Source organism: Arthrobacter glacialis (genome assembly GCF_002909445.1).
Taxonomy (GTDB): Bacteria; Actinomycetota; Actinomycetes; order Actinomycetales; family Micrococcaceae; genus Specibacter; species Specibacter glacialis.
This window is the reverse complement of sequence record NZ_PPXC01000005.1, coordinates 232,314-246,776: the sequence shown is the minus strand read 5'-3', so window position 1 is coordinate 246,776 and position 14,463 is coordinate 232,314. Positions and strand designations below refer to the sequence as shown.

The 14,463-nt window shown below is 62.8% G+C and carries 14 protein-coding genes and 1 tRNA gene; 10 read left to right on the top strand and 5 right to left on the bottom strand.

What is annotated here, in order from left to right; translation table 11 throughout:
* Positions 1-250 precede the first annotated feature (250 nt).
* The 6 genes from CVS27_RS08500 to CVS27_RS08475 all read left to right on the top strand — a co-directional run bounded on the left by CVS27_RS08500 (position 251) and on the right by CVS27_RS08475 (position 7,950).
* On the top strand, positions 251-1,039 hold the full coding sequence (locus CVS27_RS08500) for a DeoR/GlpR family DNA-binding transcription regulator (RefSeq protein ID WP_103465298.1): 789 nt from the start codon (positions 251-253) through the stop codon (positions 1,037-1,039).
* Positions 1,036-1,998 (top strand): 1-phosphofructokinase family hexose kinase, encoded by a 963-nt coding sequence (locus CVS27_RS08495; protein WP_103465297.1) that lies wholly within the window; start codon positions 1,036-1,038, stop codon positions 1,996-1,998. The genes CVS27_RS08500 and CVS27_RS08495 overlap by 4 nt, the downstream gene beginning before the upstream one ends.
* Before the next feature lies 1 nt (position 1,999).
* Complete coding sequence (locus tag CVS27_RS08490; protein ID WP_103465296.1) at positions 2,000-4,117, top strand: PTS fructose transporter subunit IIABC; 2,118 nt, start codon at positions 2,000-2,002, stop codon at positions 4,115-4,117.
* 30 nt (positions 4,118-4,147) lie between these two features.
* Positions 4,148-5,866, top strand: a complete 1,719-nt coding sequence (locus tag CVS27_RS08485) for a putative PEP-binding protein (RefSeq protein WP_103465295.1) — start codon at positions 4,148-4,150, stop codon at positions 5,864-5,866.
* A 34-nt stretch (positions 5,867-5,900) separates the two neighbouring features.
* Positions 5,901-6,176, top strand: coding sequence for an HPr family phosphocarrier protein (locus CVS27_RS08480; RefSeq protein ID WP_103465294.1), 276 nt, complete (start codon positions 5,901-5,903; stop codon positions 6,174-6,176).
* A 178-nt stretch (positions 6,177-6,354) separates the two neighbouring features.
* Complete coding sequence (locus CVS27_RS08475; RefSeq protein WP_103465293.1) at positions 6,355-7,950, top strand: MFS transporter; 1,596 nt, start codon at positions 6,355-6,357, stop codon at positions 7,948-7,950.
* Here the strand turns inward: CVS27_RS08475 and CVS27_RS08470 are convergent.
* From CVS27_RS08470 to CVS27_RS08455, 4 genes are all read right to left on the bottom strand, one after another.
* A complete protein-coding gene (locus tag CVS27_RS08470) occupies positions 7,893-8,618 on the bottom strand; it encodes a hypothetical protein (protein ID WP_103465292.1) in 726 nt (241 codons plus the stop codon). The genes CVS27_RS08475 and CVS27_RS08470 overlap by 58 nt on opposite strands.
* Positions 8,619-8,868: 250 nt before the next feature.
* Positions 8,869-9,630 (bottom strand): SDR family NAD(P)-dependent oxidoreductase, encoded by a 762-nt coding sequence (locus CVS27_RS08465; RefSeq protein ID WP_103465291.1) that lies wholly within the window; start codon positions 9,628-9,630, stop codon positions 8,869-8,871.
* Positions 9,631-9,966: a GNAT family N-acetyltransferase gene (locus CVS27_RS08460; RefSeq protein WP_103465290.1), complete on the bottom strand. Its 336-nt coding sequence runs from the start codon at positions 9,964-9,966 to the stop codon at positions 9,631-9,633.
* Positions 9,967-10,020: 54 nt separating this feature from the next.
* On the bottom strand, positions 10,021-10,854 hold the full coding sequence (locus CVS27_RS08455) for a hydroxymethylpyrimidine/phosphomethylpyrimidine kinase (RefSeq protein ID WP_103465289.1): 834 nt from the start codon (positions 10,852-10,854) through the stop codon (positions 10,021-10,023).
* 102 nt (positions 10,855-10,956) lie between these two features.
* On the opposite strand from CVS27_RS08455, the gene CVS27_RS08450 reads away from it, so the two are divergent.
* Entirely contained in the window at positions 10,957-11,604 is a 648-nt protein-coding gene (locus tag CVS27_RS08450) for a cysteine hydrolase family protein (protein ID WP_103465288.1), read from the top strand.
* A 103-nt stretch (positions 11,605-11,707) separates the two neighbouring features.
* Here the strand turns inward: CVS27_RS08450 and CVS27_RS08445 are convergent.
* A tRNA-Lys gene (locus tag CVS27_RS08445) sits at positions 11,708-11,780 on the bottom strand.
* Positions 11,781-11,992: 212 nt separating this feature from the next.
* Between CVS27_RS08445 and CVS27_RS08440 the strand changes: the two genes are divergently transcribed.
* The 3 genes from CVS27_RS08440 (at position 11,993) to CVS27_RS08430 (ending at position 14,463) form a co-directional block, all read left to right on the top strand.
* Positions 11,993-12,640 carry a hypothetical protein gene (locus CVS27_RS08440; protein WP_103465287.1) on the top strand — a complete coding sequence of 216 codons (648 nt, stop codon included), beginning with the start codon at positions 11,993-11,995 and terminating at the stop codon, positions 12,638-12,640.
* A 246-nt stretch (positions 12,641-12,886) separates the two neighbouring features.
* Complete coding sequence (locus CVS27_RS08435; protein ID WP_243399752.1) at positions 12,887-13,450, top strand: DUF47 domain-containing protein; 564 nt, start codon at positions 12,887-12,889, stop codon at positions 13,448-13,450.
* Positions 13,447-14,463 carry an inorganic phosphate transporter gene (locus CVS27_RS08430; RefSeq protein ID WP_306418485.1) on the top strand — a complete coding sequence of 339 codons (1,017 nt, stop codon included), beginning with the start codon at positions 13,447-13,449 and terminating at the stop codon, positions 14,461-14,463. The genes CVS27_RS08435 and CVS27_RS08430 overlap by 4 nt, the downstream gene beginning before the upstream one ends.

Genomic DNA, 14,463 nt, shown 5'->3' with positions numbered 1-14,463 from the left:
CACTGCATGATGTCCGCATGACTGCGCTTTGGCGGCTTGGCGGCGGGTTGCGAACCGCCATCAAGCCGCCAAAGCGCAGTCGAGCCGGAAAAGCGTGGAGTCGAGCCGACCAGCCACACCGCCAAACACCCGAATTTCTGTGTTTATGTGGGAAACATGTTGACAATCAAAGATAAACGCAGATAAAGTCATGTGAAACAACACCGTGACGCTCGTCACGCGCACTAAGAAGAGCTATGAAAGGAATCGCATGTTTGCGGAGGAACGGCACCAGAAAATCGCCGAACTCGTCAGCGCCCAGGGCCGGGTTGGTGTCAATGAGCTGGCTGAACTGTTCGCCATCACGCAGGAAACAGTGCGCCGCGACCTGGCTGCGCTTGAGGAATCAGAGTTGCTGCGCCGCGTTCATGGCGGCGCCGTGGCCTTGGACCGCCTCACCCGAACGGAGCTGAGCCTGACTGAACGGCAAAGCCAGCGCCTGGACGAAAAGCAGCGCATAGCCACCGCCGCCATGGCCCTGATCCCCCATGCACCCACGGCCTCGGTTCTGTTGGACTCCGGCACCACCACCGCTGCCCTCGCCGAGCGGCTGAGTGCCTGGGCGCCCGCCAAGGCAGGGGATGAACTGCTTGTCATCACCAACTCCCTGCCCACCGCCGCCTCCTTGAGCACCAACACCCACCTCCTGCTGGACATTGTGGGCGGACGCGTCAGGGGCCTGACCAGCGCAGTTGTCGGTGCCCGTGCCACAGAGCAGCTGGGTGCACTGCGCCCCGACATCGCCTTCATCGGCGCCAACGGCATCCACGCCGACTTTGGCCTGAGCACCCCCGATCCCGTTGAGGCGGCCACCAAAACGGCCATGGTCAGGGCGGCCCGCCAAGTGGTGGTCCTGGCCGACGCCTCCAAGCTCGGCACCGAAACCCTTGTTCGCTTCGCAACCCTTGAGGAGATCGACACCTTGATCACCACCTCCGAACCGTGCCCGGAACTGGCCTCAGCCCTCGCCTCAGCCGGCGTTGATGTGGTGATCGCATGATCCTCACCCTGACGCCCAACCCGAGCCTTGACCGCACCATTGAGCTGGCTGCCCCACTGGAACGAGGGGAGGTTCAACGCGCACACTCCGCCTCGCAGCACCCGGGCGGCAAGGGCGTGAACATTGTCCGGGCCCTGTCTGCGTCCGGCATCGAGGCACTGGCCCTGCTGCCGGGAGATCCGGACGACGCCGTTGTCCGCGCCTTGTCCGTGGAAGCCATCGGGCACCTCACCTTGCCCATCGGCGCGGCACTGCGCAGCAATGTGGCCATCACCGAGCCTGACGGCACCACCACCAAAGTCAACGAGCCCGGCCCCACACTTACACCGGAGCATGTTGCGGCGTTGCTGGAACTCACTGTTGAAAAGTCCGACGGCGCCTCCTGGCTTGTGCTTGCCGGCTCGCTCCCGCCGGGGGTGCCCAGCGATTTTTACGCCACCGTCATTGACGCGGTGCGTGCGGCGCACGGAACCACCGCCCCAAGGATTGCCGTTGACTCCTCAGGTGCACCTTTGCGCGAATGCCTGCGCAGCTCCCCGGACTTGATCAAACCCAATGGTGAGGAACTGGCCGAGCTGGCAGGCACCGGCAATGGACCCGAGCTGGAATCCGATCCTGCACTGGCAGCGGACACAGCATCCTCACTTATCAGTCAGGGAGTTGGCGCAGTCCTGGCCACCCTTGGCTCCAAGGGTGCCGTTTTGGTCACTAAAGAAGGCAGCTGGCATGGGCGCGGCCCCGCCATCGAAGCAAAAAGTACAGTCGGCGCAGGCGATAGTGCCCTGGCCGGATATCTGCTGAGCACCTTGCGCGGAGACTCCGCCCAAGCCTGCCTGCAGCAAGCAGTGGCCCATGGGGCGGCCGCAGCTTCTCTCCCCGGAACCATGGTTCCGGCCCTTGCACAAACCAACCCCGCCGCCGTCACCGTGACGGCTCTGGCCTCAGCCGAAGAGATCTGACATGACAACTCTCATCACTACCGATTTGGTGCTCCTTGACGCCAATCTGGGCACGGACACCACCGACGTTATCCGCCACCTCGCCGAACTCATTGCTACTTCTGGCCGGGCCTCCGGCGTTGAAGGTTTGTTCGCCGACGCCCTGGCCCGCGAACAAAAAACTGCCACGGGTGTTCCCGGCGGCATAGCCATCCCGCATTGCCGATCCGAGGCAGTCCTGGAACCCACCCTCGCCATGGCACGCCTGAACCCCGCAGTCGACTTCGGCGCCAAAGACGGCCCGGCCGACATCATCTTCTTTATTGCAGCTCCCGCAGGTGCAGACAACGAGCACCTGAAACTGCTCTCCAAGCTGGCCCGCTCACTCATCAAAAAGGACTTCACAGCAGCCCTGCGTGCAGCGGAAACCCCGGCCGAAATCGTAGCCCTCGTCGCGGAAGCGCTGGCCGACAAGCCAAAGGCAGCGGCAACAACCGCACCGGCGGCAGGCGCGACTGCGGCTGCCGCCCCCGGCGAAACCGGCAATGAGGACCCGGGAGCGGCTTCGGGCGTCCGCGAAGCGGGCGGGGTTTCCATTGCCGGTGAAGCCGGGGCGGCCCCGCAGGCTGCACCGCGCCCGTTGCGGCTCGTTGCCGTGACGGCGTGCCCCACAGGCATTGCCCACACGTACATGGCAGCCGATTCCTTGGTGTTGGCCGCCCAGGAGGCCGGCGTTGACCTGCAGGTTGAAACGCAGGGCTCGGGCGCGGTGACCCCGTTGGATCCGGCGATCATTGCCGCAGCGGATGCCGTGATCTTTGCCGTGGATGTGGATGTTCGCGGCAAGGAGCGCTTTGCCGGCAAACCAGTGATCAACGCTCCTGTGAAGCGCGGCATTGATGAACCGGCCAAGATGATTCAGGAGGCACTTGCGGCCGCCACGAATCCAAACGCGCACAAGGTGCCGCACTTTGGCGCCGAGGAATCAGCCGAACAAAAGGCTGGCGCCGCCAATGAGCACCTTGGCACCAAGATCAAGAAGGTCTTGCTCACGGGTGTCAGCTACATGATCCCGTTTGTGGCCGGTGGCGGTCTGCTGATCGCTCTGGGCTTCCTCTTGGGCGGCTACGACATCACAGATGTTGCCCAGGACGTTGTCCTGCAGAACAGCCTGTTCAACCTGCCCGACGGCGGACTGCTCACGTACCTGGGTGCTGTCGCCTTCATAATCGGAAAGCTTTCCATGAGCTTCCTGGTCCCCGCATTGGCCGGCTACATTGCCTTCGGCATTGCCGACAGGCCCGGCATTGCGCCCGGCTTCACGGCAGGTGCGATTGCCGTGTTCATGGACGCAGGCTTCCTCGGTGGTCTGGTGGGCGGCATCCTGGCCGGTCTTGCCGCGTACTGGATCGGCAGTTGGAGCGTTCCGCGCTGGCTGCGCGGCCTCATGCCGGTCGTCATCATCCCGCTGCTCGGCTCCATCATCGCCTCCGGCGCCATGCTCCTGTTCCTCGGCGCACCCATTGCTGCGCTCACTGTGGCACTGAACAGCTGGCTGACCGGCATGACCGGGGCGTCCGCTGTGGTTTTGGGCATCATCTTGGGACTCATGATGTGTTTCGATTTGGGCGGCCCCGTCAACAAGGTTGCATACTCCTTTGCCGTGGCCGGTTTGGGCGCGGGCACCCTTGCCAGCCAGGCCCCGTGGGAAATCATGGCAACAGTCATGGCTGCCGGAATGGTTCCCCCACTGGCCATGGCACTGGCCACCACCATCGACAAAAAGCGTTTCTCCCTGGCCGAGCGTGAAAATGGCAAGGCCGCATGGCTGCTGGGCGCATCGTTCATCTCCGAAGGCGCCATCCCGTTCGCAGCGGCCGATCCCCTGCGCGTCATCCCTGCAGCAATGCTCGGCGGCGCCGTCACAGGTGCCATGACCATGGCATTCCATGTGACCTCGCAGGCGCCCCACGGCGGATTCTTCGTGTTCTTCGCGATCGGCAACTTGGGCATGTTTGCCTTGTCCATCGCGGTGGGAACTGTGATCTCGGCATTGGCAGTGGTCGCGCTCAAACGCTGGGCCGTCCGCAAGCCCGTTGATAGTGTTGCCACAACGCAACTCGTCGGCCAGTCCAGCTAGGAGCCGGCATTGACTTTCAAAGGAAGCCTTATGCAAAGCTATGTTGGCGTCGGCGTCACCCCGGGGCGCGTGGTAGGCCCGGTACGGATCATGCCCCCTGCCTTGAGCGCACCTCCCGCCGGCGAGAAGTTGGATAGTTCGACGTCGGCCGAGGCTGCCGCTGCCAAGCTCAAGGAGGCGGGTGCAAGCGTCAAGGCGACCTTGCTGGAGCGGGCCGGCCGGGCCACCGGCGACAGCAAGGCAGTGCTGGACGCCACGGCTTTGATGGCCACGGATCCCATGCTGATCAAGGCGGCCATCAAGCTCATCAACACGGGGCTTTCCGCCGAACGCGCCATCTGGGATGCCGGGGACACTGTTGCGGCCATGCTGATCAGCCTGGGCGGTTACATGGCGGAGCGGTCCCACGACGTCCTCGATGTCCGCTCCCGCATTGTTGCCGCCTTGCGCGGGGTGCCTGCCCCGGAAATCCCGGATTCGCCGGTTCCCTTCATCCTGGTTGCACACGATCTGGCCCCGGCAGACACGGCAACACTTGACCCCGCAAAGGTCATCGCCTTGGTCACAGCCGGTGGTGGGCCGCAGTCGCACACAGCCATCATCGCCCGCAGCCTGGGCCTGCCGGCCGTGGTTGCCGCCCGTGGCGTCACGGAGCTGACGGACGGCGAGTTTGTCTTTGTGGACGGCGCAGCCGGGAGCATCTCAACCCATCCCGGGCAGAACGATGTCGCGGCAGCCCAAAAGTGGACAGAGCAGGCCACCTTGCTGAGCGTCTTTGACGGTTCGGGCCAGCTGGCCGACGGCACCGCGCTGGCGTTGCTGGCCAATGTGGGCGGCGCCAAGGACGCGCAAGCTGCAGCCGCCGCCAATGCCCAGGGCGTGGGTCTTTTGCGCACGGAGTTCTGCTTCCTGGGCCACGACACCGAACCCGGCCATGACGAACAAGTTGCCGCCTACAAGGGTGTTTTCGACGCGTTCCCCGGCGCGAAGGTTGTGGTCCGAACCCTCGATGCCGGGGCTGACAAGCCCCTGCCGTTCCTCACCGATTCCACCGAGCCCAACCCGGCTCTGGGTGTTCGCGGTTACCGGACGGACAGCACCACCCCCGGTGTTCTGGCCCGCCAGTTGGCGGCCATTGCCGACGCCGCAAAGCAATCCGCGGCAGTGGTGTGGGTTATGGCCCCCATGATCTCCACGCCCGCCGAAGCCGCCGACTTTGCGGCCATGTGCGCCACGGCCGGGCTGCAAACACCCGGCGTCATGGTGGAGGTCCCGTCGGCTGCGCTCACCGCACGCCATCTGCTGGACCGGGTTGAATTTGCCAGCCTTGGCACCAACGACCTCACCCAGTACGCCATGGCCGCCGACAGGCAGCTGGGTCCGCTGGCAGCCCTGAATGACCCGTGGCAGCCAGCAGTCCTTGCGTTGGTGCAGGCAACTGTCAACGGCGCCATCGCCCAAGCCAAGCACTCGGCGGCGTTGGCTACCGAGGATTCCGCACCCAAGCCCGTGGGAGTGTGTGGTGAGGCAGCAGCTGACCCGGCACTCGCCGTCGTACTGGCAGGGCTGGGCGTCAGCAGCCTGTCCATGACGGCACGCGCCATCCCGGCTGTCAGCGCAGTCCTGCGCACCGTCACCCTGGCGCAGGCACGCCAACTGGCGGAGCAGGCCGTGGCCGCGGCATCCGCGGCCGAGGCTCGCGAACTGGTCAGGGCCGCACTTCCCGCCCTGGCCGAGCTGGGCCTCTAAGCCCCCACATTTCACACACGTATTGGAGATAGAAATGATTGAACGAACAGCCACCATTGCGAGCACCGTGGGATTGCATGCCCGCCCGGCCTCGATCTTCGCCGAAGCCGCCGGCGATCTGGGTTTTGAGGTGACCATTTCCCGTGCCGGTGAGGCTGCCGAGGACGCTGTGGATGCAGACAGCATGCTGGCACTGATGAGCCTGGGCGTGGAGCACGGGGAAGTTGTTGTGCTGCGTACCGAGAACGATTCCGCCGGCGATTCATTGGAGACGCTGGTGCGCATTTTGGAGACCAACCACGACGCCTAAAACCCTGCACCAAAACCCCGTGTCGAGGCCCGCTAACAGTCTTGGACACGGGGTTTTTACGTGGTTGACAGGAACCCTTCCAAGGGCGCAAAATGCCCCATCTGCTAGAATTTAAGGTCTGCCCGTAGCGATGCAGCAGAAAGTCGCAAGCAAACAGCCTCCTTAAGGGGATCAGCAAATGCCCATAGACCGAAGCATGATTCAACCGGAAAAAGGTGTTAAGGACACCGCAGATCGATCGCAAGCTCGGCTCAAGAAGCCCCGCCTGCCAAAACTTAAGAAACGCCGCCTGGCCGTTGCTGATGTAAATATCGTCAACAAGCCCATGCTCAAAAAAGCCCTCGGCGGCACCGTCGTCGGAAACACCATGGAATGGTACGACGTAGGTGTCTTCGGATACCTGATCGGCACCATGGGACCGGTATTTTTGCCGGAATCAGACCCGGATGTCCGGACCTTGTTCCTCTTGGGCACCTTTGCCGCCACCTTCCTGGCCCGCCCCCTCGGCGGTGTGGTCTTTGGCTGGCTCGGTGACAAGATTGGTCGGCAGAAGGTACTCGCCACCACACTGATAGTCATGGCCGCCTCGACGTTCGCCGTCGGGCTACTGCCCGGATACGCACAAATCGGCATGTGGGCCGCCGCGCTGCTGGTCCTCCTGAAACTGGTCCAAGGCTTTTCTACCGGCGGCGAGTACGCAGGCGCCACCACCTTTGTCAGCGAGTACGCCCCAGACAAGCGACGCGGCTACTTTGCCAGCATTTTGGACCTCGGCAGCTACATGGGATTCGCCATGGGTGCCGCGCTGGTCTCGGTGCTTCAGCTGACCCTTGGCCAGGAAGCCATGGAACAGTGGGGCTGGCGACTGCCATTCCTGATTGCCGGTCCACTGGGTCTCATTGCCGTGTACTTCCGCCTGAAAATCGAGGAATCCCCGCAGTTCCAGGCAACCTTGGACGCCAATGAGGAGCAGTCAAAATCCGCCGCGGCCAGCGACGAAGCCACCTCAAGTGGACCTGTCCACCTGGTCAAGGTTTACTGGCGCCAAGTCCTGCTGGCCATGATCCTGGTGGCAGCAGCCAACACCGCGGGCTACGCCCTCACGTCCTACATGCCAACGTATTTGACTGATTCCATGGGTTATGACGAGTTGCACGGGACCATACTCACCATCCCCATCTTGGTCGCCATGGCCTTGTGCATACCGCTGACAGGTCGCCTCTCCGATAAAATCGGTCGGCGTCCGGTCTTGTGGGTCGGCGCCATCAGTACAGTGGTGCTGGCCACCCCGGCCTTCATCCTGATCAGCCTTGGCCCGATCTGGTCCACCATGCTCGGGCTGGCGCTAATCGCCTTCCCCGTCACCTTCTACGTCTCCAACCTGGCCTCGGCACTGCCGGCGTTGTTCCCGACCTCGAGCCGCTACGGCGGCATGGGGATCTCTTACAACTTTGCTGTGGCGATCTTTGGCGGGACCGCACCCTTCATCATGAAGGGACTAATCACCCTCACCGGCAACACCATGATGCCCGCGTACTACCTGATGTTAACCTCCGCCATTGGCGCGGTGGGCATTTACTTCCTGCGGGAATCTGCCCAGAAGCCGCTGCCCGGTTCCATGCCGAGCGTGGCCACAGTGGAGGAGGCACAGGAGCTGGTGGCTACTCAGGATGACAACCCGTTGCTGGACATGGACCACATGCCTTTTGACGACTCCTATGAGCCGGCGACGCCCGGTGCAGGCATCCCCGTCACGGTGGGCAGGCCGGAGTAGGCAAGTGTCATTGCGCTGGCAGCCGTGGCGGTCGTTTGACCGCTGAGCCGGCCGGCATCGGCCGCCGCGGGAATCTCCACAAAAATGGTGACTTTCCCGTGGCGGTTGTGGCCGCGCGCACCGCGGGCAGGCACCCGCACGGGCCTGTACAGGTGCCCAAACGGATCTTGCACCCGGGCCCGCTCCACCAGGCTCTTGCTGGTCAGGCGCCCGTCGATGTCTTGCAGAGACACAGGGTGGGTTTCCTGCCCATCCAGCACGCAGTTCCATTGAACCGGTTCCATGGCATGTTCCAGGTACAGGGTTTCAAACATGCACGCCAGCAGAGTTTCCCTGCCCGCCGGGTAGAACCGGCGCAGCGGGTACTCACCAGGATTGTGCCGCTGGGCCTTTAGCCAGGCCTGGCGCAGCCAGGAGAAGTCCACCGGCCCCAATGCCGTTGTTAGGGAAAGCTGCCTGTCTGCGTCCTGCAGGAGCCGGAACCCGGAGCCGTCGCGGCCCACAATGCAAATTGCTTGGCCCACATACTCGAAGTCATTCAACAGTGCAGCGGACGTCGGGTACAGCGTGAATTCCCCAGCATCGTCAACGGCAACATAGCCCCGGTGCTGCCCCGCCTGCGGCAAGCCCCCAGAGCCCTCCGGCACCAACTTTTCGCCAACTTCCATGCTGCGCTCACTTCCCTCAAGAATCGGCGGCAGTCTTTCTGACCACCCTGCCCCTTCTTCAATGAGATCACCGCAAGCGCACGCTGAAGCAGTTCTTGACGCGATCCATACGGCGCACAGGCCCTTCTTAACGCGATGTTGACCCAGGGCCGCTTCCCAGCAAGTGACCCGCAGTAGTGGTCGAAAAACACCGCAAAAACTTGTTTTTTCGACCACTACTGCGGGTCAGTTCAGGGGGCGGGCGCAGGGATCAGCGCCCGCGATTGCCGGCCGCTGCTGCGAGCCTGTCTGGCACCAGGCGGCTCAACGCCACCAGCGTGGCGTACCGCTTGGACGGGATGGACACGCTCTTGCCTGCGGCGTTGTCGGCCAGCCCTTCGCGGACCACCCGCTCGGGGTCGAGCCACAGCCATGACGGCACCGCGTCCATGCTGGCGCCCATGCGTTGGTGAAATTCGGTGTGCACAAAGCCTGGGCACAGGGCTGTCACCGCCACCCCTTTGGGCCCGTAACGCAGATTGGCAAAGCGGCTGAAACTCGTCAGCCACGCCTTGGCAGCACCGTAGGTGCCGCGCGGAATGAACGCCGAAACGCTTGAGACATTGATGATGCGGCCGTGGCCGCGCGCCAACATGCCCGGCAATGCTGCATGGGTCAGCTGCATGGGGGTTCGGGCTAGAAGACGCAGGTGGGCCGTTTCTTCCTCGACACTGTTGTTTTCAAAGGCCTTGACCAGGCTGAACCCAGCGTTGTTAACCAGCACCGAAACGCCTCGGGCAGGGTCCGCGAGCCGGGCGCTGACGGAGGCAACGCCGTCGTCAGTGAGCAGGTCCGCCGGCAGGACCTCAACGTGAACGCCAAAGTCGGCCCGCAATCGCACGGCCTTGGCTTCAAGTCGGGTGACATCGCGCGCAACCAACACCAGATCATGCTGGGTGCGGCCCAGTTGTTGGGCAAACTCGGCACCCAGCCCCGAGGTGGCTCCCGTAATCAGGGCAGTGGGGCGTTCCACCTAGGCGTCCTGCGCGAGGTCAATGTACTGCGTGTACGGTTCCGGATGCTTGTCCAAAAACCGCAGTACATAGGGGCAATGCGGAATGATGCGCTTGCCGGATGCCACCACGTCGTCGAGGGCGTATCTGGCAAGGATCTTTGCCAGGCCGCGGCCCTCAAAGCCAGGCTGCGCCACTGTGTGGATGAGGTCTATATGACCGGGCAAATCCTTAAAGGAAAGAATCACTGCCAGTTCATCGGCTGCGAACAGTTCGTAACGGTGCCGGGAATCATTGCGCGTCATCCGCACAGTGGCGTCAAAGGGATCGGACTCTTGGGCTGCGAACTCACTCATAAAGTGAGCTTGGCACACTGAGCAGAAGCTGGCAACAGTGTGCCGGGCAGGCTTTTAGGCGCCTGCGCCGCCCTGCCACAAAGCGGTGAACGGCGCGCCGGATGTGACGCGGTTTTTGATGCCCTCGGTAACAAACACCTTGGCGGTGCGGGCTGCCTCCAACGGTGTGGCCCCCTTGGCCAGTTCAGCCGTCACGGCCGCTGCCAGCGAGCAGCCAGCCCCTGATACGGCAACCTCGCCCACCTTCGGGGCGCTGAGCACCTCAAGGGTTTCACCGTCAAAGAAAACGTCGACGGCGTCTGCTCCCTCAAGGCGCACGCCGCCCTTGGCGAGCACTGCTGCCCCGCTGATCTGGTGGATCTTGCGCGCTGCCGCCTTCAAGTCCTCCAAGTTCTTGATCTGCAGGCCGGAGAGTGACTCCGCCTCGAAGTGGTTGGGGGTGACAAAGGTGGCCAGCGGCAGGATCTGGGACTTCAAAGCCTGGTCGGTGTCCAGGGCGTGGCCGGGCTCCTGCCCCTTGCAGATCAGTACCGGGTCAAGGACAACGTGCTTGAACGCCGCCGCCTTCAGGGCTGTCTCAACGGTGGTGATGGTGGCGGGGCTGCCCAGCATGCCAATTTTGACTGTTTCCAACACGGTGGGTGCGCCGGAGGCGGAACCATAGGCCGCCGTCGTGGCTTCCAATTGATCGGCAATCACCTGCTGGTCAACGGGCACGAAACGGTGGTTCCAGTTGTCCTTGGGGTCAAAGGACACAATGCAGGTCAGGTTGACGATGCCGAAGACGCCCAGCTCCTGGAACGTTTTCAGGTCAGCTTGGGCGCCGGCACCGCCTGTCGCTTCGGATCCGGCGATGGTCAGGGCAAGTGCGGGGGCAGTTGTTGTCATGTAACTATCTTGCCATCTTGGCAGGCACTGTTCATGTGCGTCCGCTCGCTGTAGATTCAGCCACGTCAAGTGATATTTCCCCTCACGCAGCAGGAGTTTTTCTTGGATGCCGATTCAACTGCAGTAGTTTTTATTGAATTCCAAAATGACTTCACCTCTGAAGGCGGTGTTTTGCACGGAGCCGTCATGGACTCCATGCACGCCAACGGCACCTTGGACAACGCCGAGAAAGTTCTGGCAGCAGCCCGCGCGGCCGGGGCGACTGTTATTCACTCCCCCATCAGCTTCACCCCCGGGTACAACGAGATTGCCAAACACCCCTATGGGATTCTCAAGGGCGTGGTGGATGCCACCGCATTCGTCAAGGGTGCGTGGGGCGCAGAAATCACGGACAGGTTTGCCCCCGTGGAATCTGACATTGTCATTGAGGGCAAGCGCGGTTTGGATGCGTTTGGAAGCACCAATCTTGACTTCATTTTGCGGGCCAAGGGCATCAAGACTGTGGCGCTGGCAGGATTCCTGACCAATTGCTGCGTTGAATCCACCATGCTCACAGCCTATGAGCGCGGCTACAACGTGGTGACATTGACAGATGCTGTGGCCGCCACAAGCGTTGAAGAGGGGGAATCTGCTGTCAAGTTTGACTACCCCATGTTCTCGACGCCCACCACCTCAGCGGAGTTCATTGCCGCCCTGGAGTCTGCGCGGGGGCTGGAGGAGTCCTCGCGAGGCTACACAGGCGTCTCCTGAGGCCGGACGGGGCGGCACAACAAAAATGCCGCCGTTTGACGGATTTGCCATAGTTCAAACTGTGGCAAATCCGGTAAACGGCGGCATTCTCACTAAAGATCGGTGGGCCCTGCGGGGCTCGAACCCGCGACCCACGGATTAAAAGTCCGATGCTCTACCAACTGAGCTAAAGGCCCGACCTAAAGGCAACCACCCAAAGATGAATCCATCCATGGAGAAGTTGTCCGCACAATAGACTACCGCACAGCACACGTCAGAATGCAATTGAAGGCCGAATCCCGGTGTCCGCGTCGCTGCACCCGTACCTCCCACCAGCCGATTCCACAGATTTGGCGCCCGCGGGCCGGTTCTCTCGACCACACCGGGCAGCGGGAGTAGTGTTCGTGTCATGAATGATCGACCAGCCAACAACACGCCCCGCCCGCACAAGCCGGTACCATTTTCCCCTGCCGACTTTGAGCAGTTCGCTGGGGGCATCGATCCGGCACGCGTGTCTGAAGCCGCGCATCTTGCCGCCAGGGCCTTGGTGCACAGCGGACGGGCCAGCAATGACCCGGAAGTCACCAAGCGGCTTGTAAAGCTCGCGGACAAACAAGGCCTTGAAGCCATTGCCGAGATGTGGGCTGCGAGTCCTGCCCGTTCCCTCCCCGGTGCCCTGTGGCGCCTGTACGCCCTCCGCGCCGCCACATTGCAAGACCCCGAGGGCATCAGCGTGTTCTTCCGGGCCGGCCAGCAAAAGGCCCAGGTGGCCAACGCCGTGGCCGGTGTGGCCGAGCCGCCCGGCGCCGAGGAAATCACCACCATGGCCAATGCGATTCTGTCAGGTGCGTTCGACGGCGACTTTGACGTTGCGCTGGAGCGTTCAGCCGCCTTTTGCCGGGTGGTTGCGTTGGGCCAGGCCACCATGGCCGTTGAACGTGAGGCTGCCCACGGGGAACATGCTGCGGCTCTCACCAGGAAGGCACACCAATTGGTACGCACGGCTGAGGATTTGGAGGGTGCCGCCAAGTCCTGGCGCAAGGGCGAACTGGACTAGAAAAAGGCCCCTCAGTTGACACTTTGGGCTGGACGTAGAAGACTGAAAGCGGTGTCGAACCGTGGAACCCCCGGGCTCCATTTTATAGCCGCCTAGAGCGGCCCAGTGCCGAGAGGCGCTCCCGGTTCGACACCACTTTTATGCCCTAAATATTCGGGTTTCCAGGAATCCGCTTTCGACAAAGGCCTCATAGTGAAGTTTCGACTTTTTCCCCAGGAGACCGCAGGGCTGCAAGCGCTGGTGAGCATGTCAGAACACATTCTGAGCGCCACCCACACCCTGGCGGAACTACTCGGAGCTGACCGGGCGGACTTCCCAGCCCTCACAGAATCGCTTCGGCAGGAGGAGTCCGCCTCCACTGCCAACTTCGCCACCTTGCTCACCGCCATGCGGACCAGTTTCATCAATCCGCTGCCCCGCGAAGATTTGTATTCCTTGGGCCAGGTGCTCAATGAGACCAGCGAAATCCTCACGGGTGCTGCCGAAGTTATCGAGCTGTACGTCCTGGACCGGATTCCGGCCCGAGTCAGCGACCAGCTTGAGATCCTCTCCCAGCAGGCGGAACTCACGGCCACCGCCATGCGCTCCCTGAACGATCTGGACGGCTTGGAGGACTACTGGCTGGAGGTCCTCCGGCTGGCCAAACGGGCAGACCACACCCACCGGGTGCTGGTGTCCGAGCTGCTGAAGGACCATAGCCCCACCACCTTTGCCAAGTACAAAACCCTCGCCGACCAGTTCGCGTCCGCGAGCCGGCAGATGCGCGCAGTTGCCACTCAAGTGGGCAGCATTATCGTCAAGGAATCGTGACCTTGATAGCGTTCCTGCTCGGTGCCGTCATTGTCACTGCGGCGCTTTTCGCGTTCCTGAACGGTTTCCGCGATGCCTCATCCGCCGTCGCCCTGTCCGTGCGGACCCGGGCCCTGACGCCATCCGTCGCCCTGTTTCTTGCGAGCTTTTTCAACTGCGTGGGCGCGTTGCTCAGCGTGATGCTCACGGCTGCCTTCGCCGACAGGCTGTTCACAGTGCCGCCGGGCCGGGTCGGGTTGCTTTTGCTGCTGGCGGCGCTCATTGGCGCCTGCCTGTGGGGCCTGTACTTGTGGTGGCGAGGCTTCCCGTCCTCCTCCACACATGCCCTCATCAGCGCACTGGTGGGAGCGTCGCTGGGGTCCGCCATCACCGGCCACGCCCCGCTCGACGGCATCAACACCACCATGCTGACCCTGGTGCTCCTGCCGCTGCTCATCTCCCCCGTGGTGGCGTTCGTGCTGGGTTTTGCCGCCGTCTACCCAACATCGTGGGCTGCCAAGAACACCGCACCCAACCGGGTCAACCGACGCACACGCCAGCTCCAGTCAGTGGCCGGTGCCGCGGTGGCCTTTGGCCATGGCCTCCAGGACGGCCAGCGCACGACGACGGTCCTGCTGTTTGCGTTGGTTGCCGCCGGTTCCATTGGGGTCGGGGAGGTGCCCCTGTGGGTTCCCATCTTCACTGCTGTCCTGCTGGCTGCTGGGACGCTGTGCGGCGGCTGGCGGATTTCCTACACACTGGGACACCGGCTGGTCCGAATCGATCCCATGCGAGGCTTTGTGGCCCAAATGATTGGTGCGGGACTGTTGTTTGTGGGTGCCATTGGCCTGCACATGCCACTGTCCACTACCCACACAGTCACGGGAGCCATTGCAGGCGCCGGGGCCAACCAGCGCTTTGCAACCACCAATAAACAGGTGCTGCGCAAGATCATCCGTGCCTGGCTGGCCACACCCATTGCATGCTTGGCGTTGGGTGCGTTGTTCTTCCTGGCACTCTCCCCCCTGGCCTAG